This is a genomic window from Streptomyces sp. SudanB182_2057 (assembly GCF_964272715.1).
Lineage (GTDB): Bacteria > Actinomycetota > Actinomycetes > Streptomycetales > Streptomycetaceae > Streptomyces > Streptomyces rubradiris.
Map to the genome: position 1 here is coordinate 2,077,076 of NZ_OZ186798.1, position 25,981 is coordinate 2,103,056.

Genomic DNA, 25,981 nt, shown 5'->3' on the forward strand with positions numbered 1-25,981 from the left:
TCGCCTCCGGGTGGTGCTCTACCCGGGACGACGGGCCGTGACGAGACACGAAAGGGTGAGACTGGCCGGAGGGTGGCGGAGGGTAGTCATGCCTGACCACGACCGGCCACGACCGACCGCGGCCGGTGTGACCGCACCCCGTCTCTCAACCGCGCTCGGCTCCCCCGCTCAGCAGCCCGCGCACCACCTCCCCCGCCGCTCCCGCCGGGGCGCCGCCGTGGAGGAGTTCCGTGCGGTGCGCGACGCGGGGGGCGGTGAGGGGGACGGCGACCGTGCCGGCGGCGCCCGTGGCCGCCGAGCGGGGCAGCAGGGCGAGGCCGTGCCCGGCGGCCACGAGGGCGGTGAGGGTGTGCAGGTCGGTGCCCTCGTAGCGCAGGGCGGGCCGGAAGGCGCCGCCCGCGGTCGCGGCGCGCGCCTGCGCGAGCGGCAGGGCGGCGTCGGGGGCGTCCAGCCAGCGGGCGTCGCGCAGATCGCCGAGGCGCAGGCCGGTCCGTCCGGCGAGCGGATGTCCGGCGGGCAGCAGCACGCTGACCGGCTCCTCGGCGATGCCGTGCGTGGTCAGTGGTGCCACGTCGGGCAGCCGGAGCGGATCGCTGGGCGCGGCCAGGCCGTCGACGAGGCCGAGTTCGGCGGCGCCGGTGGCGACGGCGGCGGGGATCTCCGCGCGGGTGAGGACGCGCAGGACGACGCCGGTCGGCGGGAGGGCGGCGAGGACGGCGGGCGCGAGCGCGGTCGGGGTGGTGGCGAGGGTCAGGCCGTGCCGGGGCGCGGCGGCGAGGCGGACGACGTCGGCGCGGGCCGCGTCCAGGCGCAGCAGCAGGGGTTCCGCGTGCTCCAGCAGCCGTGCGCCGGCCGGGGTGGGCTCGACCGGCCGGCGGGTCAACAGGGTTGCGCCCAGGCCCTGTTCGAGGGCGGCGATGTGCTGGGAGACCGCGGACTGGGTGTAGCCCAGCTCGCGGGCGGCCTGCGAGAAGGAGGCGAGGCGCGCCACGGTGACGTAGGTGCGCAGCAGATGCGGGTCCATGCCGTCCAGCATCCCATCGCATCAGCATCGCTTATGGAACGTGCGGAAACCATCGTTGGACGTGAACACCCGGCCACGCGGAGGATGGTGGCCATGACGCACACCGCCACGCTCGCCCTCGTCGGCGACCACTCCCCCCACGTCGCCTCGCACACGCGCGTACCGCTCCTGCTGGACGCCCTGGCCGCACGCGACCGGCTGGTCCTGGACGCGTACTGGATCTCCTCCGAGGACGCCGGGGGCGGCGACGCGGTGCGCGGGTTCGACGCCGTATGGGTGCTGCCGGGCAGCCCGTACCGCAGCGAGGCGGGCGTCCTCGCGGCGATCCGTACCGCCCGGGAGGAGGGCATCCCGTTCCTGGGCACGTGCGGCGGCTTCCAGCACGCGCTGCTGGAGTTCGCCCGGAACGTGTGCGGGCTGGCCGGCGCCGCGCACGCCGAGACCGACCCGGACGCCGCGGCGCCGCTCATCGAGCCGCTGGCCTGCTCGCTGGTGGGCCACTCGGCCGCGGTGACGATCGCGCCGGGTTCGCTGGCCGCGTCCGTGATCGGCGCGACGCGCACGGTCGAGCGGTACTTCTGCGCCTACGGCCCCGCCCGCCGTCTCGACCCGCTCGGCGCCCATGGGCTGCGGTTCTCCGGGCACGACGAGGACGGCCGGGTCCGGATGGCCGAACTGCCCGGCCATCCGTTCTTCCTGGCGTCGCTGTTCCAGCCGGAGCTGGCGGGCGACGGCTCGGATCCGCACCCGATGGTCCGGGCGCTGGCCCGCGCGGCGGTCGAGCACGCGGCCTCCCGGCCCGCCCGCACCGCCTGACCGCCGCCCCGGCCACCCGGCCACCCGGCCGGTGGGACCGCCGTCGCTCAGCCCGTGTGCCCGTGGCCGTCGTGCGCCCCGTCGTGGGAGAACTTCAGGGCCTCGGGCGGCATGACGACGAAGGGTCGCATCATGCCCATGTCCTCGTGCTCCAGCAGATGGCAGTGGTACATGAACCGGCCGTACGCGCCGTCGAAGCGGCCCATGATCCGCAGCATCTGGTTGCCCGGCACCCGGAAGACGTCCTTGTAGCCTCGCTCGTTGGGCGCGAGCGGTATCGCCGTCCTCGCGTCGTACCGGATCGGGGTGCGGGTGCCGCCGACCGCCGGGTCGAAGCCGGAGACGTCATAGGCGTCGCGGCCCAGCAGCTGGAAGTCGGCGAGGTGGATGTGCATCGGGTGCTCGATGGGGGCGAGGTTGAGGAAGCTCCACTGCTCATGGCTGCCCTCGCCGATGGTGAACCCGAGGGCGTCGTTGAAGGTGCGCGCGGTGCGCCGGTACGTCTTCGTGGTGCCGTCGGGCCCGGTGACCTGCACGATGCCGTCGGCCGGGAGCCTGAGGCCCGCCGGACGCTCGATCTCGGTCATCTCCCACATCTCCGGGTGCCCGCCACCGCCCTTGGTGGCGGGCGGGGTGAGCAGGATCAGGCGGTGGCCGTGCGGTATGTCGTGGGTGAGGCGGCGGAAGGAGCCGGAGAGCACCTCGGGCAGTTCGAAGGTGTCCTCCTCGCGGCTGTCCCGCACCCGGAACTCGAGCACGTCCGGATACGGCACGTCCCCAACCGGGTCGGCCACCCCGGCGGGCTGGTTGGGGCCCTTGTTGACCAGGCGCAGGGTCCGGCCGGCCAGGGCGCGGAAGTCGATCAGCAGGTCGAACCGCTCGGCCGGCGCGGCGGTCAGGTCGGGCAGCTCCGCGTCGAAGTCGACCGGCACCGGGCGCGGCAGCAGGCCGCCGTCGCTGCCGATCTGGTGCACGATGCCGGGCACCGGCTCGCCGTCCTCGTCGATCAGGACCAGGTGGAAGATGCGCGCGTTGGAGGCGTTGACCAGCCGGAAGCGGTACCAGGCCGGGTCCACCTCGGCGTACGGCCAGATCCGTCCGTTGACCGTGGTGTACGGGCCGGTGAACGGGATGGAGACCGGCTTGCCCGTCTCCGGGTTGCGGTCCTGGACGATCAGCGTCTTGTGCAGCAGCCGGCCGTTGAGCCGGCCGTCCTCGTCGGTGTCGATGTTGCGGTCGGCGATGAGCAGGGGTATCTCCCGCTCCCCGGACGGCAGATGGAGGGCGTCCTCCTCGTCGTCCCGGACCAGGTAGGTGCCGTACAGGCCCGCCATCACGTTCCAGCGCGTGATGTTCATAGCGTGGTCGTGGTACCACCACTGGACCGCCTGGTGGTCGTTCGGGTACTCCGACAGCTGGGCGTCACCGGGGCCCACGGCGTTGTCCGTCCAGCCGTCGTTGCCGCCGCCGGTCTGCGCGCCGTGCAGATGGGTCACCAGCCAGGCGGGCAGGGCGGCGACGTCCTTGTTGGGCTCGACGCCCCCGCGGCCGGGCTCCGTGGTGGGCTGCGCCCCTTCCGCGCGCCGCTTCACCTCCACCGCCGTGACCGGGTACTCGCTCTCCCTGGGAATGCGGTTGGTCCAGGCGATGCGGACGCGCCGGCCGCGCCGCACTTCGATGGTCGGACCCGGCACCTGTCCGTCGTAGCCCCACATCAGGGTCGGCGGCAGCTGCGGGTGGAGCCGCACCCAGGTCGGGCGCAGCGCGATCTCGGTCTCGCGCAGGACGTCGTCCGTGGCGGGCCGCAGGACCGGCGGTACGGTCAGCGGCGCCAGGTACGGCGTCAGTTCCCTCGTGGTCGGCGCGGGCACGCGCCCGGTGTCTGCGGCGAGCCTCTCGATCATCTCGGTCAAGGCCGAACACCCCCCGTGTTGGCGACTTGTTGTTCCCCTTGCTCCTGAAGACTCCCGAGGAGTCACCGAAGTTCCCTGAATGCCCGATTCCGTACGAGGAGATTCGGCGACCGTCAGCCGAGCGACAGGGCGGGCACCGCGGGCGGCCGGCCGGGCAGGAAGCCGTGGGCGCGGCGGCCCAGCCACTCGGCCTTGTACCGGTCGACGGACCGGTGCCAGTTCAGGATGCCCGCCAGCCAGTTGCGCAGGTCCAGCACATAGGCGCCCATCGCGGCCCTGGCCTCCTCCGACAGCGCGAAGTCGTCGTAGAGAACGGGCAGTTCATGGGCGACGACGTGCTCGAACTGCCGCATGCGCTGGGTGGTCAGGTCGTGCACGACGGTCAGCGCGGACGGGTAGTCCACGCCGAAGAAGTTCTGGACCACGAGGATGGCGTTGTGGATCTCGCCCTCGTACTCGATCTCCTTCTGGTAGGAGAAGATGTCGTTGAGGAGGCAGGCGTAGTCGATGGCGGCGTTCTCCAGGGAGCGCACCGGGCCGCTGGCGTACACCTCGGGCGGGACGGCGGGGCCCTGCCCCATCCGGCACAGGCTCAGGGTGAGGTCCGAGCCGAAGGTGGCGCGGCGCATCTCCAGGTAGTCGACCGGGTCCGGGACGCGGTTCTGGAGCTGGTTGGACAGCTCCCAGACCCAGCTCTCGGTCATCACGTCGACGGACGCCTTCAGGGTGCGCCGCTGGTCGGTGGTCATGGTGGCCGTGGTGCGTGCCCACAGGTCGATCAGCGCGCGTTCCATGGCGTTGCCGGGGACGACGGCCGCCTCGCCCTCGACCGGCATGCACTGCGAGAGCCGGGCCGTGGTCAGGCGGGCGGCGGCCAGGTCCCTGCGGTGGCCGTACACCAGGGGGTAGTAGTCGTCGCCGTAGGTGCCCCAGGCGAGCCAGTGCGCGCTCAGGTCGAGGGCCTCGGGGGTGGCGTCGGGGTCCAGGCCGGCGGAGCACAGCGCGAGGTCGTAGGCGGCCAGCTTGTCCTCGTCCCAGACGCCCTCCTGGAGGATGCCCATGCGATGGCACCAGTCGACGAGGTGGCCGCGGGCCTGGTCCAGGTGGGGGCTGAGCTGGAGTTCGAAGGGCATGTACAGGTCGGGGATGCGGGACGGGCCGACCTTCTGGTAGGGCACGTGGGAGTAGGAGCGCAGGCGGTCCTGCGCGGCCGAGGCGAGGAGCGCGCCGATGTCGGCCGCCGAGGTGCCGAGGCCGCTCGGCACCTGCCACGGTGATCCGGTGCGCGCGCCCTTGTTCATGTAGCGGCTGGAGCGCAGGTGCCATTCGTGGCCGCCGGACTGCCAGTCCTGGAGCCCCTTGGTGTAGGCGGCGACGGCGGCCACCTCGGCGGGGGACAGGCCCTTCTCCAGGGCGACGGCGGGCACTTCGGTGAGCGCGGTGTGCTCGAACTGGTGCAGCCGGGAGGTGAGGACGTCGTTGACGATGTCGGCGGCCTCCTGGGTGGTGCACGCGAAGAACGTCTCCAGGACCAGCACGCCGTTGCTGTTCTCGCCCTCCTCCTCGACCTCGCGCTGGTAGGAGAACAGGTCGTTGCGCAGGTGGACGGCGTCGGAGAAGGTCTCCATGAGGACGCGCAGCGGCCGGGTGCCGGCGACAGCGGCGGGCACCTCGGCGGTCGCGTACTCCACGAGCCCGGCCGACCAGGGGGCGCCGCCCACCTTCCGGCGCATCTCGATGTACTCGACGGGGTTGGCGATCCGCCCCTCGTTGATGTTGGACAGCTCCCACATCGACTCGTTGAGCAGGTGCTCGGTGGCGACGGAGAAGCGGCGCCGCCAGTCCACGGACATCGCCGGCACCGTACGCGCCCACAGGTCCTTCAGGCCCGCCTCCACCGGGTTCTCCGGCTCGGGCACGGGCGTGCCGGGGTCGAGCGGCATGAACAGCGGCAGGCGGTCCAGGTGCGCCTTGCCGGCGGCGCGGTCCTGGGTGCGCTTGTACATGTCGAGGAAGTGGTCGTCGAAGAAGAACACCCACACGTACCAGTCGGTGATCAGCGAGAGGGCGGGTCCGTCGCAGTCGGGGTGGGTGTAGGCGCACAGGAGTCCGTAGTCGTGCGCCTCCAGGTCTGCCTGGTCCCAGATCCCGGAGCCCTCCAGCATGCCCATCTCGCGCGCCCACCGGGTCGAGTGGGCGCGGGCCTCGTCCAGGTGCGGGTTGAGCCGCGCGGGATACGGCATGTAGAAGTGCGGGAGTTCGAACGGCTGCGTCATGGCCGGGGCCCTACCCGTGTCCCCGAAACCCCATCCGCACCAAGGCACATGATCACACCATCGCGTGAACCGTGGGCGAAACCGGAACTCCGGCGGGTGGTGTGGTGTTGGCCGCCTTGCCGTGCCCGCGCGCGGGGGCCACGGTAGGCGCATGGCCTCCTTCCCGCTTCCCCATGAGGTGCACGGCGACGGCGCCCACAAGGTGTTCGCCGTGCACGGCTGGTTCGCCGACCGGTCCGCGTACGACCCCGTGCTGCCGGACCTCGACCGCGCGTCCTTCTCCTACGCGCTGGTCGACCTGCGCGGCTACGGCGAGGCCCGGGACGCCACCGGCGCGTACACCACCGCCGAGGCCGCCGCGGACCTGGTGGAGCTGGCGGACCGGCTCGGCTGGCGGCGGTTCTCGGTGCTCGGGCACTCGATGGGCGGCGCGGTGGCCCAGCGGCTGCTCGCGCTGGCCCCGGACCGGCTGCGCCGGATCGTGGGCGTCTCGCCCGTGCCCGCCTCAGGCCTGCCCCTGGCCGGGGAACAGGCGGCGCTGTTCGCCGGGGCGGCGCACCGCGCGGAGAACCGGCGCGCGATCATCGACTTCACCACCGGGGGCGACCGGCCCGCAGCCTGGCTGGACCGGATGGTCGCCCGCTCGCTGGAGCGGAGCGACGCCGAGGCGTTCCGGGCCTGGCTGGACTCGTGGTCGGGCGACGACTTCAGCGCCGAGGTCGCCGGCAGCGAGGTGCCCGCGCTGGCCGTGGCCGGTGCGCTCGATCCGGCGCTGTCACCGGAGGTCATGCGGCGGACCTGGCTGTCCTGGTACCCGCGCGGGCGGCTGGCGGTGCTCCCCCGCGCGGGTCACTACGCCATGGACGAGACCCCGCTGGACCTGGTGCGCGTGGTCGAGGACTTCCTGCGGGCGGATGTCACCGAAGAGGCGGACGACGCCGAAGAGGCGAACGGCGCCGAGGAGACGGAGGGCACCGCGGAGGCGGAGGGTGTCCAGGAGGCGGATGGCGCGGGCCGGGACGGGCGGGCGTGAGCGGGCGCGGGGCACCGCCGGTCCCGGACGTCTTCGATCCGCGCCGGTACGCCGCCGGGGTGCCCCACGACGACTACCGCGTGCTGCGCGACCATCATCCGGTGGCCTGGCAGGAGGAGCCGGAGGTGCTGGGCTGGCCGGCCGGGCCCGGGTTCTGGGCGGTGACGAGGCACGCGGACGTCGTGCGCGTACTGAAGGACGCGGGGGCGTACTCCTCGTACGCGGGCGCCACCCAGATCCGCGACCCCGATCCGGAGGACCTGCCGTTCATCCGGCGGATGATGCTCAACCAGGATCCGCCGGCGCACGGGCGGCTGCGCAGGCTGGTGAGCCGGGCCTTCACGCCGGGGCGCGTGGAGCGGTTCACGGCCGTCGCCCGTGAGCGGGCGCGGGTGCTGCTCGCGGATGCCCTCGCGCGGGCGCGGGAGGGGGACGGCACGGTCGATCTGGTGGCCGCCGTCACCGACGAGTACGCCCTGCTGAACCTGACGGATCTGCTGGGCGTCCCGCGCAGCGACCGGGGGCTGCTGCTGGACTGGACCCGGCGGGTCATCGGCTACCAGGACCCGGACGAGGCCGCCCCGCCGGTGCCGGACCGGGCGGGCAGGCCGGTCGATCCCCGGTCGCCGGCGATGCTGCGGGACATGTTCGACTACGCCGGGCAGCTCGCCGCGCACAAGCGCCGGCACCCCGCCGACGACATCATGACGACGCTCGCCCATGACGCCGGACTCGCCCGCGCGGAACTGGAGATGTTCTTCTTCCTGCTCACCGTGGCGGGCAACGACACGGTGCGCGCCGCGGCCCCGGGCGGGCTGCTGGCGCTGGCGGAGCACCCCGAGGCGTACGAGCGGCTGCGCGCCGAGCCGGCCGTCCTGCCGTCGGCCGTCGACGAGTTGCTGCGCTGGCATCCGCCGGTGCTGACCTTCCGCCGGACGGCCGTGCGGGACACCGAGCTGGCCGGCCGCCGGATCCGGGCGGGCGACAAGGTCGTGGTGTTCCACGCCTCGGCCAACCGGGACGAGCGCGTGTTCGCCGACCCGGACCGGCTCGACCCGGCACGCTCCCCCAACCCGCATGTCTCGTTCGGGGACGGCCCCCATGTCTGTCTGGGCGCCCACTTCGCCCGGCTGCAACTGCGGCTGCTGTACGAGGAGCTGCCGCGCGTCCTGCCGGGCCCGCCGGTGCTCGCGGGACCGGCCGGACGGCTGGTGTCGAACTTCGTCAACGGCGTCAAGTCACTGCCGCTGCGCCTTGTCTGACGGACCAGGGGCGCGAAGGGGTCCGGGCGACCGGTCCGTCGCCGTGTCGTGGGTGTCAGGCGGCACGGACCTCCCGTTCCAGCTGGGTGGCCAGGGTGACGTAGCGGGGACGCCGGTGCACCGGGACCAGACCGCGGATCACCAGGTGCCACATCTCCGCGACCCTGCGCGGCAGCCGCCCGACCGGTTCCAGCGAACGGCCCGCGACCCGGGTGCCGACGAAGAAGCAGACGAGGGAGTGCGCGACCACCCCGACGTCGATGTCCCCGTGCAGGTCGGCCTCGCGGACGGCCCCGCCGAACTTGCGGGTGGCGAACTCCAGCCACTCGGTGAACGGGTGCCGCAGCGGCGGCCGTACGGCGATGTCGGCGGTGGCCAGACGGAGCCCGGCACGCGGCACGGGATCCTCGACGGCGAGCCGGGCGATCCCGAACGTGGTGCGCATCAGCGCCTCCAGCGACGAGCAGCCACGGCTCTCCACGTCGGCCACGAGCTGCCGGGCCGCCTTGGCCTGGAGCTCCAGGATCGCCTGGGCGAGGTCCTCCTTGGCCGCGAAGTGGAAATACAGGGCACCCTTGGTGACCTTCGCGTGCGCGACGATATCGCTCAGGCTGGTGGATTCGTAGCCGTGCCGGTCGAACAGGTCGGCGGCGGCCGTGATGATGGTTGCGCGGGTCTGCTCCGCGCGTAACTGCCTCGCCATCCCGGGACCCCTCCTCGCACCTCAAAAGAACAGGACATGCGGTTTGTTTTCAACCCCCCGCATACGATAACTCACCGCACGGGAATGGGAGTCCGGAGGGCCACACACGCGATACGCCCCGTGTCAGCGGTAGAACAGCGCTCGGCGGGCTCCGGGCGACGGGAGCCGCACTCTCGATCCGTCACGATACGAGGCGGACGCCCGGTCTTCAACGGGGTGCCGGAGCAGCCGCAAAACGGCAGGACCGGTCGGTGCTTTCACGTCCCCGAGGGCGAAACCCGCCTTCCCGCCCGCCGGTTGGGCCACCTCGCCGCCCCGCCCTGTCGTCACCCGTCACGCCACGGGTCCTTCGAACGGGTGACCTGGGAACTTCTGCGTCCTCGCCGGGAGTTCACCGGGCAGCGGGACGGTCGAGGAGTGCCGTCCGGACAAGGCGAGGCGCAAGGGAGTCACGGCATGGTGTTCAAGAGGCTGCTGGGTGCGATCGGGGTCGGCGGCCCCTCCGTGGACACGGTGCTGGACGGGGGCACGGCGCTGCCCGGCGGCGCCCTGACGGGCCGGGTGCTGCTGCGGGGCGGCAAGTCGGCCGTGGACATCGAGCACATCGGTCTGGAGCTGATCGCCCGGGTGGAGGCGGAGCACGCGGAGGGCGAGAGCGAGGGCTCGGTCGTCTTCGAGCGGTTCACCGTGGGCGGCGGCTTCCGGCTCGGCGAGGAGGAGGAGCGCGAGCTGCCGTTCAGCGTGCCGCTGCCCTGGGAGACGCCGGTGACCGAGCTGCACGGGCAGCCGCTCGGCGTCGTGCTGGGCGTGCGCACGGAGGTCGCGGTGGCGGGCGCCCGGGACAAGGGCGACCTGGACCCGCTGGCCGTCGGTCCCCTGCCCGTGCAGGAGGCGGTGCTGGAGGCCTTCGGCCGCCTGGGCTTCGGCTTCCGCTCGGCCGACCTGGAGTACGGCCACATCGGCGGTACGGGCCAGCGGTTGCCGTTCTACCAGGAGATCGAGCTGACCCCGGCCCCGCAGTACGCGCACGCGATGAACGAGCTGGAGCTGACCTTCCTCGCCGCCCCCGCCGGCGTCGAGGTCGTGCTGGAGGCGGACAAGCGCGGTGGACTGTTCTCCGCGGGACACGACGCGCTGACCCGGTTCACGGTGCGCCACGAGGACGCGCCGGCCCTGGACTGGCAGGCCGAGGTGGACGGCTGGATCCGCCGGATGACCGAGCACCACGACGCCTACGGCAGCCACGCGGCGTACGGCCACGGCGGTCACACGGCATACGGCCACGACGGCGTGCCCGGGTCCGGCCACCACTCCGGTCCGGGCCTGGGCACGGCGGTGGCGGCGGGCGCGGCGGGCCTCGCCGTGGGCGTGGTCGGCGGCATGGTGGCCGCCGAGGCCGTGGACGAGATCGGGGACTTCTTCGAGGGCGAGGAGGAGGACGCGGACGAGGCCTGACCTCAGCCGGCGGAGCCGCCCGTACCGTTGCCGTCCCTCATCGCCCGGGCCTCGCTCTTGAGGATCCGCACGGACTTCCCCAGCGCCCGGGCGGTGTCGGGCAGCTTCCGGTGACCGAACAGCACGACGAACACGAGCGCGACGACCAGCAGATGCCAGGGCTCGATGGCGTTACGGAACATGACGGCCCCTTCTTCGTCTCGGCCTGCGGCACGGACAGTTGCCGCATTGCGCAACTGTACAACTGCGAGCGTGCCCACTGTCGCCGCGGACTCGGTGGGGGTCCGCGGAACTTCCCGGCCGGTCCGCTAGTTTCTACAGTGCTGTAGAAATTCCGTGGGGTGCCGCGAGGGCACCCCACGGCTGTTGCGAGGAGTGGACATGGCCCTGTGGGACCGCATCAAGGAGTCGGCGTCGCAGATGCAGACCCAGTTGGTGGCGAAGAAGAACGACCTGAAGAGCGGCGCGTTCCGCGATGCGAGCATGGCGATGTGCGCGCTGGTGGCCGCCGCCGACGGGACGGTGGATCCCTCGGAGCGGCAGCGGGTGGCCCAGCTCATCGCCAGCAACGAGGTGTTGCAGAACTTCCCGGCGGACGACCTGCGGCGCCGTTTCGAGGACAACCTGAACAAGCTGACGGCCGACTTCGCCTTCGGCAAGGTGAGCGTGCTCCAGGAGATCGCCAAGGCGAAGAAGAAGCCCGCGGAGGCGCGGGCCGTCGTGCAGATCGGCATCGTCATCGGCGGCGCGGACGGCGACTTCGACAAGAGCGAGCAGGCCGTGGTGCGTGAGGCGTGCTACGCGCTGGACCTGCCGCCGCACGAGTTCGACCTCTGAGCACAGGCCGGAAACCCGCCGCGGGTGCCCCCGGGTACGGGGACACCCGCGGCGGGCGCCATGGGCTGCCGGTGGGTCAGACGAGCCCGGCGGACTTCAGCCACGCTCGGGCGACGTCCAGCGGGTCCTTCTTCTCCGCCTGAACCTGGGTGTCCAGTTCCAGCAGGGTCTTGGTGTCGAGCTTCGCGGAGACCGCGTTGAGCGCGTCGGCGCCCTTCTCGGGCAGCGCGCCCTTGCGGACCAGCGGCTGGACGTTCTGGAAGCCGAAGAGGTTCTTCGGGTCCCGCAGGACGACGAACTTCTCCTTGGTGATGTTCGGGTCCGTGGTGAAGACGTCCGCGACCTGGACGGCGTTCTTCTTCAGCGCCGCCAGCGTCAGCGGGCCCCCGCTGTCCAGCGCCTTGAAGGACTTGAACTCCAGGCCGTAGACGGACTTCAGGCCCTCCAGTCCCTGCTGCCGGGCCTGGAACTCCGGCGAGCCGCCGATGACCAGGTCCCCCGCGATGTCCTTCAGGTCGGCGATGGAGGACTTGTCCGTGAGGTGGTACTTCTCGGCGGTGGCCGCGTTCACCGTGACGGAGTCCTTGGACTGCGCCGGCGCCGGGTCGAGCAGGGTGAGCTGGGAGTCCAGCTTGGCGTTGATGGCGGCCTGGGTCTCCTCGAGCGTCTTCGGAGTGGCCTTCTTGTCGAGGTGAGCCAGCAGGGCGCCGTTGAACTCGGGCATCACCGTGAGGGAGCCGTTCTTGATCAGGCCGTAGGTGGTCTCGCGGCTGCCGATGTTCGGCTTGTACGTGACCTTGATCCCCTTGGCCTTGAGGGCCTCGCCGTAGATGTCGGCGAGCAGGGTGCTCTCGGGGAAGTTGTTGGAGCCGACGACCACGCTGTCGCCGTCCGCCTTGCCGCCGACGAGGGGGTTGTCGGCCTTGTCCGTGCTGGAGGAACAGCCCGCCAGCAGAGCCGTCGCCGTCAGGGCGACCACCGCCGCGCCTCTGCTCCCCCGGATGGACCTGCTGATATGGGTCGTTGAAGTCACCCGTCGATCCAAGCCAGCCGCTTCTCGGTCAGTCAAGTGCCCCCGGCCGGAAACAGCCGCCGTTCCGCGCGCGTCGTCGCGGCGGCCGTCAGGCCCGGCCGCTCCGGCGCACTCCCGGGGACACCGTGAGCCGGGACACCGCCCAGAACACGGCCAGGGTCACCAGGGCGAGCCCGGCGACCAAGGCGGCACCGCCGACGACCTTCGCGTAGTCCTTCTGGTAGAGGCCGTCGATGATGTACCGGCCGAGGCCGCCCAGGCTGACGTAGGCGGCGATGGTGGCGGTGGAGACGATCTGGACGGCCGCCGTGCGCAGGCCGCTCAGGATCAGCGGGAGCGCGACCGGCACCTCCACCTGGAACAGCACCCGCGCCTCGGGCATCCCCATGCCCCGGGCGGCGTCCACCGGGGAGGGGTCGACGGAGCGGACCGCCTCGTAGGTGGTCACCAGGATCGGCGGGACGGCGAGCACGACCAGCGGGATCATCACCGGCAGCAGTCCCAGGCCGATCCAGATGAACATCAGCACCAGCAGGCCGAAGCTGGGAAGGGCCCGCCCGGCGGTGGCGAGGAGCGCCAGGGCGTTGCCGCCCCGGCCGGTGTGCCCGGTGAGCAGGCCGACGGGCAGACCGATCGCGGCGGCGATCGCCAGGGCTTCGAGGCAGTACCCGATGTGCTCGGCGAACCGGGTGGGGATGCCGTCGTAGCCGTGCCAGTGGGCGCTGTCGGCGAAGAAGGCGCGCGCGAAGTCGAGGACGTTCACCGGCGGGCCCCCTTCCGCGGCATCCAGGGGGTGAGCAGGAGACGGAGGAGGACCAGCGCGGCGTCGGCGAGCATGCCCAGCACCCCGATGGTCAGCACCGCGTTCACGGCCAGGGCGGGGCGGCCGTAGGTCTGGGCGGCGTAGAGCATGTTGCCGAGGGCGCCCTGGTTGCCGATGAGCATGCCGACGCTGACCAGGGAGATGCTGGAGACGGTCGCCACCCGCAGGCCGGCGATGATGGCGGGCACGGCGAGGGGCAGCTGGACCTGGAAGTACCGGCGTACGGCGCCGAAGCCCATGGCCTGGGCGGCGGCCAGGGTCTCCGGCGGCACCGAGCGGACGCCGTCCACGATCGCCGGTACCAGCACCACCAGGCTGTAGAGCGCGAGCGGGATCATCACCGTGGTCTCGCTCTGGCCGAAGTAGTCGATGAGGACCACGAAGAAGGCGAGCGAGGGAATGGCGTAGAGGATCGTGGCGATGCCGAGGACGGGCGGGTAGATCCAGCGGAAGCGCACGCACAGCTGCGCCACGGGCAGCGAGACGAGCAGCCCGGCCAGCACCGGCAGCAGGGCCTCGCGCAGGTGCAGCCCGACGAGACCGAGCCAGCTCTGCCCGAGGTCGCTCGGGAGGTCGAAGAAGCCGCTCATCGTCCGGCCGCCTCCCCGGCGCGCTCGGCCACGCGGCCGTGGGCGGCCCGGATCGCCTCGCCGATGACCTGCTGGGACACGACACCGACGGCGCGCCCCTCGCCGTCCACCGCGACCGCCCAGCCGGTCGGCGAGAGCACGGCCCCGTCCAGCGCGGCCCGCAGCGAGTCGGTGCCGGGCACGAACGGCCGCCCGTAGTCGAGGAGTTCGTCCCGGTCGACGGCGCCGGCGGTGAGCCGGCCGGGCTCGCTCCAGCCGAGCGGCCTGCCGTCGGGGTCGGTGACGAGGAGGTACGGGGCGGCACCGGCCCGGGCGGCGAGCGTGCCCGCGTCGGCGTCGGCCGGCACCAGGGGCGCGGTCTGCAACTCCAGCCCGGCGGACGGGAAGAAGGAGAGCCGGCGGATGCCCCGGTCGGCGCCGAGGAAGTCCTCCACGAAGGCGTCGGCGGGCGCGCTGAGCAGTTCGGCCGGCGGGGCGTACTGGGCGAGCCGGCCGCCGGTGCGCAGGACGGCGACCCGGGTGCCGAGCTTGATCGCCTCGTCGATGTCGTGCGTGACGAAGACGATGGTCTTGCCCAGTTCCTCCTGGATGCGCAGGAGTTCGTCCTGGAGCTGCTTGCGGACGACCGGGTCGACGGCGGAGAACGGCTCGTCCATCAGCAGCACCGGCGGATCGGCGGCGAGCGCGCGGGCCACGCCGACGCGCTGCTGCTGGCCGCCGGAGAGCTGGTACGGGTACCGCCGCGCGAGCGCCGGGTCGAGTCCGACCCGCTCCATCAGCTCGGCGGCCCGCTCCCGGGCCTGCCGCCTGCTCCGGCCGAGCAGCCGGGGCACGGTGGCGATGTTGTCGAGGATGGTGCGGTGCGGGAAGAGACCGGCGTTCTGGATGACGTAACCCATCGAACGGCGCAGGGTGTTGACCGGCTGCCGCCGGATGTCCTGACCGTCGAGGAGGATGCTGCCCTCGGTGGGCTCCACCATCCGGTTGATCATCCGCAGGGTCGTCGTCTTGCCGCAGCCGGACGGCCCGACGAGGACGGTGATCGCGCGGTCCGGTATCTCCAGCGACAGCCGGTCGACCGCGACCGTGCCGTCCGGGTACCGCTTGGTGACTGCATCTATCCGTATCAAAACGCCGCGTACCCTTCGGTCCGTCCGCTCTGGGCTGATGCGGGGAGAGTCTAGACCGCGAGTGTCGCGACACCTTGGCGGGAAAACGGCGCGTCGCGGCCGGGACCGGCGGCGGTGGCTCCGCCCGGCCCCGGTCGGCCGGGGCCGGGGCCGCCACGCGCCCTCAGTCCTCCGCGGACGTCAGCCGCAGCGAGATCGAGTTGATGCAGTACCGCTGGTCGGTGGGCGTCGGGTAGCCCTCGCCCGCGAAGACGTGCCCCAGGTGGGAGCCGCAGCGGGCACACCGCACCTCGGTGCGGACCATGCCGTGGGAGCGGTCCTCGACCAGCTCCACGGCGTCGGAGTCCTTCGGATCGTAGAAGGACGGCCAGCCGCAGTGCGACTCGAACTTGGTCTCGGAGGTGAACAGGTCCGCGCCGCAGGCCCGGCAGGAGTACACCCCCTTGGTCTTGGTGTCCGTGTACTCACCGGTGAAGGCCGGCTCGGTGGCGGCCCGGCGCAGCACGGCGTACTCGGCCGGGGTCAGCTCCGCACGCCACTGCTCGTCCGGCTTCTCGACGTCGTACGCCATCAGCTCTCAGCCCCTTGTCACTGCGCGAGTCGGTCCAGGATCAGCGGGCCCAGGTCGGTCACGTCGCCCGCGCCCATGGTGAGAACGAGATCACCGGGCTTCGCCATTCCCGCGATCACCGCCGGGATGTCCGCCTTGTCGTGGACGGCCGTCACGTCGGCGCCGGCCGCGCGCGCGGACTCGATGATCAGCTCGCTGGTGACGCCCGGGATCGGGTCCTCGCGGGCCGGGTAGATGTCCAGCACCACCGAGGCGTCGGCGAGGGCCAGCGCCTGGCCCATCTCCTTGCCCAGCTCCTGGGTGCGGGAGAACAGGTGCGGCTGGAAGACGACGAGGATCCGGGCGTCGCCGGCGGCGCCGCGCATGGCCTCCAGGTCGGCCGTCATCTCGGTCGGGTGGTGGGCGTAGGAGTCGATCACCTGGACGCCGGCCGCCTCGCCCTTGAGCTGGAGGCGGCGCTTGACGCCGGTGTAGGCGGCGAGCGCGGGCGCCAGCTCGGCGGCCGGGATGCCGAGGGCGGCGCCGGCGGTGAGCGCGGCGACCGCGTTGAGCGCGTAGTGGCGGCCCGGTACGGAGACGGCGAAGGTCAGCTCCCGCCCGTCCAGCACCACCGTCACCCGGCTCTTGAGCCCCTGCGGGACGATCGACAGCACGCGCACGTCGGCGTCCTCGGCCTCGCCGTAGGTCACCACCCGCACCGCGCGGCCGCGCACCCGCCGGGTCAGCTCCCGGGCGCCCTCGTGGTCGGCGGAGACGACCAGGGTGCCGCCCTCGGTGATCCGGTCCACGAAGGTCTCGAAGGACTCGTGGATCTCGTCGATGGAGGCGTAGTGGGCGTGGTGGTCCAGCTCGACGTTGAGGACGATGGCGACCTCGGGCGCGTACTTGTGGAAGCTGCGGTCCGATTCGTCCGCCTCGGCGACGAAGATGTCGCCCTCGCCGTGCAGCGCGTTGGAGCCGGGCGCGTCCAGGTCGCCGCCGATGGCGTACGACGGCTTCAGGCCCAGCTCGGTCAGGGAGACCGCCAGCATGGAGGTGGTGGTGGTCTTGCCGTGGGTGCCGGCCACGGCGATCGGCCGCAGCCCCGTCATCAGCGCGGCCAGCGCGTCGGAGCGGTGCACCACCGGGATGCCCAGCTCGGCGGCGCGGAGCAGCTCCGGGTTGTCCGCGCGGATCGCCGACGACACCACGACACAGCTCGCGTCGTCGGCGAGGTGCTCGGCGGCGTGTCCGATGCGCACGGTGGCGCCCAGCGCCCGGAGTGCCTCGGCGGTCGCCGACTCCTTGGCGTCGCTGCCGGCCACCCGGGCCCCGCGCTGGGCCAGGATCTTCGCGATTCCGGACATCCCGGCGCCGCCGATGCCGATGAAGTGCGGTCGGTCCATGGCGGTAGGAAGGCCGGGTGCCATGCGTTTCTCCCCAGAGACGGTACGAGCTAGAGCAGGGCTAGCCTATGCGCTGGAGCACCGGTCGCCCCGCAAGGGGCGCGGGAGGGCGGGCTCGGCCACGAGGGACCCGCGGCCCGCGCGCGACGGCCCCCGCGCCTATGCCTTGCTGTGGGAGAACAGCTTCAGCACCGGCACCCCCACCTTGTGCCGCGCCCGCGAGGCCCAGTCCCGGTGGAAGAACTCCTCCACGTAGTGCGGATCGGTCAGCACGATCACCTCGTCCGCGTCCACCTCGGCGACCAGCGCCTTCAGCGCGTCCAGCGGGTGGTCCTCGACCAGCCGCCCCGCCGCCTCGCTCCCCGCGGAGCGCAGCGCCTGGAGCGACACGTCGAGGGCCTGCCGCCCCACGCTGCGCGCCTCGTGGCCCTCCGGGGTCTCGCCCTCCCGCACCGCCTCGTCGAGTTCGCCGAGCGCGATGTCGTCGATGGCCCGCAGCAGCCGGTCCGCCTGCTCGCCGCGCGGCTGGAGCAGCACGTGGAAGGAGACGGGCTCGTCTCCGTGCAAGGTGGTGACGAACTCCACGTCGGCGGACGTCAGGGCCTTCTCGATCATCAGAACGCTTGTGAACACCAGGCGCCTCTTCTCCTTAGAGGGCCCGGCAGGGCCCCTGCGGAAACCATCCTTCCCCGTGATCGCACGGGTACTGCCGCATTAAGTCTGCCCGCCGGAAGCTAACCGGAACGGATGATTCCGTCGATATCAAGGCCGACGGTAGCGCCCGAAGAGGAATCCGTCCTCCTCCAGCAGGGACACGAGTTCGAACCGGTGCGGAACGGCGACCGACGGCCCCCCGGCGATGCGCTGCGCGCCGCCCGCCGTCAGCGTCGGCGAGACGGTCAGGCACAGCTCGTCCAGCGCCTCCGCGGCGATCAGCTGGCCGAGCAGCCGGGGGCCGCCCTCGGTGAGCAGCCGGGTGTGTCCGAGGCCGGCGAGGGCCTCGACCGCGCGGGCGGGCTCCACGCCCATGCCCTCCCCGGCGGTCAGCACCCGGGCGCCGGCCTTCTCGGCGGCGGCGACCCGGTCGGGCGCGGCGGCGGCTCCGGTGAGGATCAGCGTGGGGACCAGGGGCGAGGTGAACAGGGGCAGCGTGAAGTCCAGGTCCAGGCTGGCGCTGACGATCGCGATCGCCGGGACCGGGGCCTGTCCGGCGGCCGCGCGCGCCCCGGCGAACTCGGCGCGCGCCCGGGCGGGGCGGTACCCCTCCTGCCGTACCGTTTCGGCACCGACGAGCACGACGTCCGCGAGCGCCCGCAGGGTGCCGAAGATCCGCATGTCGGCGGCGCTGGAAATGGGCTTGGAGTGGCCCTCGTGCTGGGCGGCGCCGTCGAGGGAGGAGACCATGTTGGCCCGCAGCCAGGGGCGCGGGGCGCCCGGCCCGGGATCCGGGTAGGCATAGGCGGCGGCCAGTTCGGCGAGGCCCCACTCCCGGTCCGCGGCCCGCCCCGGGGCGGCCGGCGCTCCCCCGTCGGTGCGGGCCTGGGCTGCTGTTTCTTCGGTCACAGGGAAGAGGCGTCGCATTCGTGCAGTGTGACACGGCGCTTAGCATGGATGACCGTGTCCTCCTCCAGCACCGCCCCCGGTTCCGGCCCCCTGACCGACGCGGGCCCCCTCTCCCTGTGCGCCCGCGAGCCGCACGTGCCCGCGGACCGGCTGGTCGCCGAGATGGTGCCGCCGCCGCGTTTCGACTCGGTGCGCTTCGCCACGTACCTCCCGGACCCGAACCAGCCCAGCCAGACGGAGGCCGTCCGGGTCCTGGAGGGCTTCGCCGCCGGTCTGGGCGGGCCGAGCGCGTCCGGCACCGGCCGGCGCGGCTTCTTCGGGTTCGGCAGGGCCAAGGCGCCCAAGACCCCGGCCGGCCCGCGCGGGGTGTACCTGGACGGCGGCTACGGCGTCGGCAAGACCCACCTGCTGGCCTCCCTGTGGCACGCCGCCCCGGCGGAGCCGTCCCGCAAGGCGTTCGGCACCTTCGTGGAGCTGACCAACCTGGTCGGCGCGCTCGGCTTCCAGCAGACGGTGCGCACGCTGTCCGGGCACAGCCTGCTGTGCATCGACGAGTTCGAGCTGGACGACCCCGGCGACACGGTCCTGGTGTCGTCGCTGCTCGGCAAGCTGGTCGAGGCGGGCGTGGCGCTCGCCGCCACCTCCAACACGCTGCCCGGCAAGCTGGGCGAGGGACGCTTCGCCGCCGCCGACTTCCTGCGCGAGATCCAGGGCCTGTCGGCCCACTTCCGCACCCTGCGCATCGACGGCGAGGACTACCGCCACCGCGGGCTGCCCGAGGCACCGGCGCCCTTCTCCGACGAGGAGGTCACGAAGACGGCGTTCACCACCGAGGGCGCCTCGCTGGACGACTTCCCGAGCCTGCTGGAGCACCTGGCCAGGGTGCACCCGAGCCGGTACGGCGCGCTGACCGACGGGGTGCGGGCGGTGTGCCTGACCGGCGTGCGGCCGGTGCCGGACCAGTCGACGGCGCTGCGGCTGGTGGTCCTCGCCGACCGGCTCTACGACCGCGAGGTCCCGGTGCTGGCCTCGGGGCTGCCGTTCGACCGGCTGTTCAGCGAGGAGATGCTGAACGGCGGTTACCGCAAGAAGTACTTCCGCGCCATCTCCCGGCTCACCGCGCTGGCCCGGGACGCGAAGGGGCTGACCGACTCGTAGTCGGCGTCATCCAATAATCCATCAACTAACGCGGGTCAAGGGCTACTTCACGCCACTTGACCCGCGTTTTTTACGCTCTCTCAGCCCGTTAACTTCCAGTTAACCCAGCAAAGGTCTTTGCCAGGCTAAGGTGTTTCTTGACCATCAGTTGACCAAGACTTGGTCCGTACTAGAAACATGAACAAGGCGGAGGGGGGGCTCATGTTCCGCAGTACAGCCGTACGCGGTCTGCTGGCCGCCCTCGCCTCGGTGCTGCTCGCGCTCCAACTGCGCGCGGGCGCCGAAAACTTCGCATCCGCGCACACGTTCGGCCAGACTTTGCTCAAGGCGGAGACCGGAATTGTTCCCTCCGCGCTGTCGGCGCGCGCCGGAGCGGACACCGTCCGCGCACCCGGCGGCCCGGACGCGCCCGTGGGCACCCCGCACCTTCGCGACCGGCATCGCGGCCCGGCGGCCGGATGGCCCGAAGAGAGCATCCTCGACTCCGGCCGGGGGGCCGGAGAGGCCCCGTCGGGACCGCCCGACGGAACGCGCCACTCTTCCCCGAGAGCCACCAGAGCCCACAATCCGGCAGCGCTTCAGGTCTTCCGCTGCTGAGAGGCGGGCGCCACGCGCTCTCACCCCCCACGACCATCGTTCGAGTCCGACGCGCCAGGCAGGCGCGCCAGGAGGAACCCACACACATGCAGCCCCTCATCGACAACGCCCGTACGTTCGGACAACGCCCTGAGGAGTTCGCCAAGCTCGCCGAAGGCCAGTCCCCGCAGGTCCTGTTCATCACCTGCTCCGATTCCCGGGTCGTCCCCGCCCTCATCACGGGCGCCCGCCCCGGCGAACTGTTCGAGCTGCGCACCGCGGGCAACATCGTCCCGCCCTACGCCTCCGAGCACCCCACCAGCGAGGCGGCCACCATCGAGTACGCCGTGGAAGTGCTCGGCGTCCGGGACATCGTGGTCTGCGGCCACTCGCACTGCGGCGCCGTCGGCGCGCTGGTGCGCGGTGACGACCTCACCGCCGTGCCGGCCGTGCGCGACTGGCTGGTCTCGGCCACCCCGCGCCCGTCCGGCAAGGCCGAGGACCCGGAGGTCGCCGAGGGCGTGCAGAGCCATGTCCTCACCCAGCTGCTGCGGCTCCGCTCGTACCCCTGCGTCGAGCGGAAGGTGGCCGAGGGCGAACTGGGCCTGCACGCCTGGTACTACGAGGTGCACACCGGCACGGTACGGACGCACCGCCAGCAGACCGACAGTTTCGAGGCCCTGTGAGTCCGCCCATGACCGACAACCGCACCCTCACACCCCGTTACCCGCACCTGAAGCAGGACTTCGCCGCCTCGCTCGTCGTCTTCCTGGTCGCCGTCCCGCTGTGCGTGGGCGTGTCCGTCGCCTCCGGGGCACCGGCCGAACTCGGCCTGGTCACCGGCATCGTGGGCGGACTCATCACCGGATTCATGCGCGGCAGCAGCCTCCAGGTGTCCGGGCCGGCCGCCGGTATGACCGTGCTCGTCTACGAGGCGGTGCAGGAGTTCGGCCTGCCGGTGCTCGGCGTGATCGTGCTCGCCTCCGGCGCCATCCAGATAGCCATGGGCCTGCTGCGGCTGGGCCGGTACTTCCGTGCCATCTCCGTCTCCGTCGTGGAGGGGATGCTGGCCGGCATCGGCCTGGTGATCATCGCCGGGCAGCTCTACCCGGCGATGGCGGCCAAGGCCCCCGACTCCGGTCTGGACAAGATCGCCGAACTGCCCGCCACGCTCGTGGACTCCTTCGGTGACACCGGCGCGCTGTCCTCCCTGGCGGTGGCCGCGGGCACCATCGCGGTGCTGCTGCTGTGGAAGCACGCGCCGGAGAAGGTGCGCACGGTGCCCGGCCCGCTCGCCGCGGTGGGGCTCGCCACGCTGGCCGTGTTCGCGCTGGACATGCCCGTCGCCACGGTCGAGGTGCAGGGCCTGCTCGGTTCCGTCCAGCCGCCGCCGCTGAGCGCCTTCGGCGAACTCGCCGGCATCGGACTGCTGGGCACGGTCGTCGCGTTCACCCTGATCGCGTCCGCCGAGTCCCTGTTCAGCGCGGCGGCCGTGGACCGGCTGCACACCGGGCCGCGCACCGAGTACAACAAGGAGCTCATCGCCCAGGGCACCGGCAACATGGTGTGCGGTGCGCTCGGCGCGCTGCCGATGACCGCGGTGATCGTGCGCAGCGCGGCCAACGTCCAGGCGGGTGCCCGTACGAAGGCGTCCCGGGTGCTGCACGGCGCGTGGCTGCTGCTGTTCGCGGCGCTGCTGCCCGACGTGCTCGCCTACATCCCGATCCCGGCCCTCGCGGGCATCCTGATCCACGCGGGTGCCAAGCTGATCCCCGTGCGGTCGCTGGGCTCGCTGTGGCGCGAGCACCGGGGGGAGGCGGTGGTCCTCGCCGTCACCGCCGTCTCCATCGTCGCCGTCAGCATGTTCGAGGGCGTGCTCATCGGTCTGGCGCTGGCGGTGGCGAAGTCCGCCTGGGAGGCCTCGCACGTCAAGCTGGACGTCGTGGACGAGGGCACGGGGCCGATAGAGGCGCGCCTGACGGGCAACGCCACCTTCCTGCGGCTGCCGAAGATCCTGGACAGCCTGGAGTCGCTGCCCCAGGACCGTCCGGTCCGGCTCGACCTGTCCGGGCTGCACCACGTGGACCACGCCTGCCGCATGGCCATGGACAACTGGGCGGCGCGGCACAGCACGGCCGGGACCGACCCGGTGAAGCTGGTCACGGCCGCCTGACAGCCCTCCCGTGGGGCCGGGACGCCGTAACCTCTCGGCTTCCCGGCCCCACGGGCCTATCGTGGCAACAGCAGACAAAACCGACCTCTGGGCGAGGAGGTCGCCATGGTCGAGGACCTGCTGGTGGCCGTCGCGGCGGCGGGCTCCGCCGGTGTCGTGTATCTGGCGGCGGCGGTTCGAGTGATCAAGCAGTACGAACGCGGGGTGCTGTTCCGGCTCGGCCGGGTCAGCGGGGACGTACGGCCGCCGGGCCTGAACCTGGTCATTCCCTTCGTGGACCGGCTGCAGAAGGTCAACATGCAGATCGTGACGCTGCCGGTGCCGGCCCAGGAGGGCATCACCCGGGACAACGTCACCGTCCGGGTGGACGCGGTGGTCTACTTCCGGGTGATCGACGCGACGAGCGCCCTGGTGAAGGTCGAGGACTACAAGTTCGCGGTGTCGCAGATGGCGCAGACGTCCCTGCGGTCGATCATCGGCAAGAGCGACCTGGACGACCTGCTCTCCGACCGCGAGAAGCTCAACCAGGGACTGGAGCTGATGATCGACAGCCCGGCGGTGGGCTGGGGCATCCAGGTCGACCGGGTGGAGATCAAGGACGTGTCCCTGCCGGACACGATGAAGCGGTCGATGGCCCGCCAGGCCGAGGCGGACCGGGAGCGCCGGGCCCGGATCATCAACGCCGACGCCGAGCTCCAGGCGTCGAAGAAGCTCGCCGAGGCCGCCCAGCAGATGGCGGAGACGCCGACCGCGCTCCAACTGCGGCTGCTCCAGACGGTGATGGCGGTGGCGGCCGAGAAGAACTCCACGCTCGTGCTGCCGATCCCGGTGGAACTGCTGCACTTCCTGGAACGCGGCGGCCGGCCCTCCCCGCCGGACCAGGACCGGGGCGCCACGCCCCGGCACACCGACGGCGGACCGGAGCAGGGCACCGGTGGCGGACCGGAGCGGCACACCGACGGCACCTCCCGGCTTCCGACGCCCGACTCCGGCGGCCCGCCACAGGTCCCTGTGACCGACACCGGCGGCCCGCTACAGGTCCCTGTGACCGGCGCCGGTGGCCCACCGCAGGCCCCTGTCATCGACACAGGTGACCCGCCGCAGACCCCTTTGACCAGCACCGACAGCACGCCGCAGGTCACGTGACCGCCGACCGGCCCCCGCCTCTGATGTGAGCCGGGGCGGCCGGGGTACTCGGCGGGCATGCGTGAGCAGCGGAAGGTCACCGATTCGTACTGGTTGCACACCGCGCCCGGGCCCGACCACCCCGCCCTGGACGCGGATCTCGAGGTGGACGTGGCCGTCGTCGGCGCGGGCATCGCCGGGCTGAGCACCGCCCACGCGCTGGCCCGGGCCGGGCGTCGCGTGGCGGTGCTGGAGGCCGGGCGGGCGGTGGCCGGGGTCACCGGCTACACCACCGCCAAGCTGACCGCCCAGCACACCCTGGTCTACGACCGGCTGCGGCGCACCCGGGGCCCGGACGGCGCCCGGCTGTACGCCCGTTCGCAGTCGGAGGCGATCGAGCACGCGGCGGAGCTGGTGGCGGAGCTGGGCATCGACTGCGAGTGGGAGACCCGGGACGCCTACACCTACGTCCGGGACCCGTCGCGGGTGGACGAGGTGCGCGCGGAGGCGGACGCCGCCCGGCAGGCGGGGCTGCCCGCGTCGTTCACCACGGAGACCGGCCTGCCGTTCCCGGTGGCGGGCGCGGTGCGGGTGACCGGGCAGGCGCAGTTCCATCCGGTCAAGTACCTGCGGGCGCTCACCGCCGATCTGCTGCGGCTCGGCGGCCGGGTGTACGAGCACACGCGGGTGACCGGGCTGACGGAGGGCGAGCCGTGCCGGCTGACCACCGAGGCGGGCCCCGTGGTGACCGCCCGGGACGTGGTGATCGCCACCCACTACCCGTTGTTCGACCGGGCGCTGCTGTTCACCCGGCTCTCCCCGCGCCGGGAGCTGGTGGTGGCCGGGCCGCTGGGCGACGGCCCGGATCCGGACGGCATGTACATCACCCCGGACGAGAACACCCGCTCGGTGCGCACCGCCCCCTACGGCCCGGACGGGCGGCGGCTGCTCGTGGTCACCGGGGAGCACTTCACGCCCGGCACCGGCGATCCGCGGGCCGGGTTCGACCGGCTCGCCGCCTGGGCGGAGACGCACTTCCCCGGGGTGAGCCTGGACCACGCCTGGGCCACCCAGGACAACGAGTCCACCGACACCGTCCCGCTGGTCGGCCCGTTCCATCCGGCCGCCCGGCACACCTATGTCGCCACCGGCTTCGGCGGCTGGGGCCTGAGCAACGGGATCATGGCCGGGCTGCTGCTCACCGCGCTGATCACCGGCCGGGACTGCCTGTGGCGGGAGCTGTACGACCCGCGCCGGCTGAAGTCGGTGGTCCGGGAGGCGCCGTCGCTGCTGAAGACGCAGGCGGAGGTGGCCCGGCACTTCGTCGGCGACCGGCTGAAGGCGCCGGGCTCGGTGGCGGACCTGGCGCCCGGCGACGGCACGCTGGTCCGCTCCGGCGGCGAGCGGCTCGCCGTGCACCGCGACGAGGAGGGCGCCCTGCACGCGGTGTCGGCCCGCTGCACCCACCTCGGCTGTCTGGTTTCGTTCAACCGCGCCGAGCGTGCCTGGGAGTGCCCCTGCCACGGCTCCCGGTTCGCGGTGGACGGTTCGGTGCTCCAGGGCCCGGCGGTCAAGCCGCTGGAGCGGCGGGAGCTGGACTGACCGGCGGGGGGCGGCCCGCCGGGCGGGTGAGACCACTGCGACGCCGAACACATATAGACATATAAACGGACAATAAGCCTTACCTTCGTGGGGTGATCCCACCAGCACGTCGACTCACCGCCCTCTGCCTCCTCGGCGCGGCGCTCACCGCCTGCGGCACCGCGGACCAGGAGCACCCCGCCGCCCCCGCCTCCCGTTCCCCCGCGCCCGCCCGTACCCCGGTGCTCGCACCTGGCCCCGGCGGGCTGACCCCGGTCTTCGAGCACGGCCCGCGCACCCGGGGCAAGACGGTCGCGCTCACCTTCGACGCCGACATGACCGCCGACCAAGGGTCCCGCGCGGCCTCCGGCGAGCGCTTCGACAACCCGGGACTGATCCGGGCACTGCGCGAGCTGAAGGTGCCGGCGACGGTCTTCATGACCGGCAGCTGGGCCGAGCAGTACCCGGCCGAGGCCCGCGACCTGGGCCGCGACCCGCGCTTCGAGGTGGCCAACCACTCCTGGAGCCACTACGCCTTCACCGCCGACTGCTACGGCCTGCCGACCGTGGACGCCGCCGCGATGCGGGCGGACGTCGAGCGGGCGTACGCCTCCCTGCGCGCGGCCGGCGTGCCGCACCCCATGCCGTACTTCCGCTTCCCCGGCGGCTGTTACGACCAGCAGGCGCTGCGCGCGCTCAGCGGGCTCGGGGTGACCGCCGTGCAGTGGGACGTGGTCAGCGGTGACGCGTTCGCCACGGACGCCGACGCGGTGGCCCGGCAGGTGCTCGACGGGGTGCGGCCGGGCTCGGTGGTCGTACTGCACTGCACCCGCAGCGCCGCCCCGACCACCGAGCAGGTGGTCCGTACGGTCGTACCGGAGCTGCGCGAGCGCGGCTACCGGTTCGTGAAGGTCTCCGAGCTGATCGGCGAGACCGGCACCGGCCGTTGACCCA

General features: G+C 72.5%; 25 protein-coding genes. 12 read left to right on the forward strand and 13 right to left on the reverse strand.

The window, feature by feature from the left end:
- Positions 1 to 145 precede the first annotated feature (145 nt).
- Complete coding sequence (locus tag ACSURM_RS08750; RefSeq protein ID WP_436954404.1) at positions 146 to 1,024, reverse strand: LysR family transcriptional regulator; 879 nt, start codon at positions 1,022 to 1,024, stop codon at positions 146 to 148.
- A 93-nt stretch (positions 1,025 to 1,117) separates the two neighbouring features.
- Between ACSURM_RS08750 and ACSURM_RS08755 the strand changes: the two genes are divergently transcribed.
- On the forward strand, positions 1,118 to 1,840 hold the full coding sequence (locus ACSURM_RS08755; RefSeq protein ID WP_436954405.1) for a CTP synthase C-terminal region-related (seleno)protein: 723 nt from the start codon (positions 1,118 to 1,120) through the stop codon (positions 1,838 to 1,840).
- 47 nt (positions 1,841 to 1,887) lie between these two features.
- Here the strand turns inward: ACSURM_RS08755 and phsA are convergent, their stop codons facing one another.
- Both phsA and cyc2 read right to left on the reverse strand, forming a co-directional pair.
- Positions 1,888 to 3,744 carry an O-aminophenol oxidase PhsA gene (gene phsA / locus ACSURM_RS08760; protein WP_436961001.1) on the reverse strand — a complete coding sequence of 619 codons (1,857 nt, stop codon included), beginning with the start codon at positions 3,742 to 3,744 and terminating at the stop codon, positions 1,888 to 1,890.
- A gap of 122 nt (positions 3,745 to 3,866) precedes the next feature.
- Positions 3,867 to 6,029 (reverse strand): germacradienol/geosmin synthase Cyc2, encoded by a 2,163-nt coding sequence (gene cyc2 / locus ACSURM_RS08765; protein ID WP_436954407.1) that lies wholly within the window; start codon positions 6,027 to 6,029, stop codon positions 3,867 to 3,869.
- Positions 6,030 to 6,180: 151 nt separating this feature from the next.
- Here cyc2 and ACSURM_RS08770 point away from each other — a divergent pair, with 151 nt between their 5' ends.
- Both ACSURM_RS08770 and ACSURM_RS08775 read left to right on the forward strand, forming a co-directional pair.
- Entirely contained in the window at positions 6,181 to 7,062 is an 882-nt protein-coding gene (locus ACSURM_RS08770; protein WP_436954409.1) for an alpha/beta fold hydrolase, read from the forward strand.
- The gene (locus ACSURM_RS08775; RefSeq protein ID WP_436954411.1) at positions 7,059 to 8,324 is read left to right on the forward strand and encodes a cytochrome P450; all 1,266 of its coding nucleotides are present in this window, start codon (positions 7,059 to 7,061) and stop codon (positions 8,322 to 8,324) included. Before ACSURM_RS08770 ends, ACSURM_RS08775 begins: the two co-directional genes overlap by 4 nt.
- A gap of 55 nt (positions 8,325 to 8,379) precedes the next feature.
- On the opposite strand, the gene ACSURM_RS08780 is transcribed toward ACSURM_RS08775, so the two are convergent.
- Positions 8,380 to 9,027, reverse strand: coding sequence for a ScbR family autoregulator-binding transcription factor (locus ACSURM_RS08780; protein WP_436954413.1), 648 nt, complete (start codon positions 9,025 to 9,027; stop codon positions 8,380 to 8,382).
- A gap of 456 nt (positions 9,028 to 9,483) precedes the next feature.
- Between ACSURM_RS08780 and ACSURM_RS08785 the strand changes: the two genes are divergently transcribed.
- The gene (locus ACSURM_RS08785) at positions 9,484 to 10,482 is read left to right on the forward strand and encodes a sporulation protein (protein ID WP_436954415.1); all 999 of its coding nucleotides are present in this window, start codon (positions 9,484 to 9,486) and stop codon (positions 10,480 to 10,482) included.
- Positions 10,483 to 10,484: 2 nt separating this feature from the next.
- Here ACSURM_RS08785 and tatA read toward each other — a convergent pair whose 3' ends face one another.
- A complete protein-coding gene (gene tatA / locus ACSURM_RS08790) occupies positions 10,485 to 10,664 on the reverse strand; it encodes a Sec-independent protein translocase subunit TatA (protein WP_436954417.1) in 180 nt (59 codons plus the stop codon).
- A gap of 199 nt (positions 10,665 to 10,863) precedes the next feature.
- Between tatA and ACSURM_RS08795 the strand changes: the two genes are divergently transcribed.
- Positions 10,864 to 11,319, forward strand: coding sequence for a tellurite resistance TerB family protein (locus ACSURM_RS08795; protein ID WP_436954419.1), 456 nt, complete (start codon positions 10,864 to 10,866; stop codon positions 11,317 to 11,319).
- A gap of 76 nt (positions 11,320 to 11,395) precedes the next feature.
- Here the strand turns inward: ACSURM_RS08795 and ACSURM_RS08800 are convergent, their stop codons facing one another.
- From ACSURM_RS08800 to ACSURM_RS08835, 8 genes are all read right to left on the reverse strand, one after another.
- Complete coding sequence (locus tag ACSURM_RS08800) at positions 11,396 to 12,352, reverse strand: ABC transporter substrate-binding protein (protein WP_436954421.1); 957 nt, start codon at positions 12,350 to 12,352, stop codon at positions 11,396 to 11,398.
- A gap of 88 nt (positions 12,353 to 12,440) precedes the next feature.
- Positions 12,441 to 13,115: an ABC transporter permease gene (locus ACSURM_RS08805; RefSeq protein ID WP_436954423.1), complete on the reverse strand. Its 675-nt coding sequence runs from the start codon at positions 13,113 to 13,115 to the stop codon at positions 12,441 to 12,443.
- Positions 13,112 to 13,765 carry an ABC transporter permease gene (locus ACSURM_RS08810; RefSeq protein ID WP_436954425.1) on the reverse strand — a complete coding sequence of 218 codons (654 nt, stop codon included), beginning with the start codon at positions 13,763 to 13,765 and terminating at the stop codon, positions 13,112 to 13,114. Before ACSURM_RS08810 ends, ACSURM_RS08805 begins: the two co-directional genes overlap by 4 nt.
- Positions 13,762 to 14,895: an ABC transporter ATP-binding protein gene (locus ACSURM_RS08815; RefSeq protein WP_436954427.1), complete on the reverse strand. Its 1,134-nt coding sequence runs from the start codon at positions 14,893 to 14,895 to the stop codon at positions 13,762 to 13,764. Before ACSURM_RS08815 ends, ACSURM_RS08810 begins: the two co-directional genes overlap by 4 nt.
- Positions 14,896 to 15,058: 163 nt before the next feature.
- A complete protein-coding gene (msrB, locus tag ACSURM_RS08820; RefSeq protein WP_436954428.1) occupies positions 15,059 to 15,466 on the reverse strand; it encodes a peptide-methionine (R)-S-oxide reductase MsrB in 408 nt (135 codons plus the stop codon).
- Positions 15,467 to 15,483: 17 nt separating this feature from the next.
- Positions 15,484 to 16,875, reverse strand: a complete 1,392-nt coding sequence (gene murC, locus ACSURM_RS08825) for a UDP-N-acetylmuramate--L-alanine ligase (RefSeq protein ID WP_436954430.1) — start codon at positions 16,873 to 16,875, stop codon at positions 15,484 to 15,486.
- A gap of 135 nt (positions 16,876 to 17,010) precedes the next feature.
- On the reverse strand, positions 17,011 to 17,484 hold the full coding sequence (locus tag ACSURM_RS08830) for an indole-3-glycerol phosphate synthase (RefSeq protein ID WP_436954432.1): 474 nt from the start codon (positions 17,482 to 17,484) through the stop codon (positions 17,011 to 17,013).
- Positions 17,485 to 17,613: 129 nt separating this feature from the next.
- The gene (locus tag ACSURM_RS08835) at positions 17,614 to 18,432 is read right to left on the reverse strand and encodes a pyrimidine reductase family protein (protein ID WP_436954434.1); all 819 of its coding nucleotides are present in this window, start codon (positions 18,430 to 18,432) and stop codon (positions 17,614 to 17,616) included.
- A gap of 36 nt (positions 18,433 to 18,468) precedes the next feature.
- Between ACSURM_RS08835 and zapE the strand changes: the two genes are divergently transcribed.
- The 7 genes from zapE to ACSURM_RS08870 all read left to right on the forward strand — a co-directional run bounded on the left by zapE (position 18,469) and on the right by ACSURM_RS08870 (position 25,977).
- Complete coding sequence (gene zapE / locus ACSURM_RS08840) at positions 18,469 to 19,572, forward strand: cell division protein ZapE (protein WP_436954435.1); 1,104 nt, start codon at positions 18,469 to 18,471, stop codon at positions 19,570 to 19,572.
- Positions 19,573 to 19,773: 201 nt separating this feature from the next.
- Positions 19,774 to 20,169: a hypothetical protein gene (locus ACSURM_RS08845; RefSeq protein WP_436954437.1), complete on the forward strand. Its 396-nt coding sequence runs from the start codon at positions 19,774 to 19,776 to the stop codon at positions 20,167 to 20,169.
- An 86-nt stretch (positions 20,170 to 20,255) separates the two neighbouring features.
- The gene (locus tag ACSURM_RS08850; protein WP_189990152.1) at positions 20,256 to 20,834 is read left to right on the forward strand and encodes a carbonic anhydrase; all 579 of its coding nucleotides are present in this window, start codon (positions 20,256 to 20,258) and stop codon (positions 20,832 to 20,834) included.
- A gap of 8 nt (positions 20,835 to 20,842) precedes the next feature.
- Positions 20,843 to 22,321: a SulP family inorganic anion transporter gene (locus ACSURM_RS08855; RefSeq protein WP_436954438.1), complete on the forward strand. Its 1,479-nt coding sequence runs from the start codon at positions 20,843 to 20,845 to the stop codon at positions 22,319 to 22,321.
- Positions 22,322 to 22,426: 105 nt separating this feature from the next.
- Positions 22,427 to 23,467: an SPFH domain-containing protein gene (locus ACSURM_RS08860; protein WP_436954440.1), complete on the forward strand. Its 1,041-nt coding sequence runs from the start codon at positions 22,427 to 22,429 to the stop codon at positions 23,465 to 23,467.
- A 57-nt stretch (positions 23,468 to 23,524) separates the two neighbouring features.
- Entirely contained in the window at positions 23,525 to 25,048 is a 1,524-nt protein-coding gene (locus ACSURM_RS08865; RefSeq protein ID WP_436954441.1) for an FAD-dependent oxidoreductase, read from the forward strand.
- Positions 25,049 to 25,140: 92 nt separating this feature from the next.
- Positions 25,141 to 25,977, forward strand: coding sequence for a polysaccharide deacetylase family protein (locus tag ACSURM_RS08870; RefSeq protein WP_436954443.1), 837 nt, complete (start codon positions 25,141 to 25,143; stop codon positions 25,975 to 25,977).
- Positions 25,978 to 25,981: the final 4 nt, after the last annotated feature.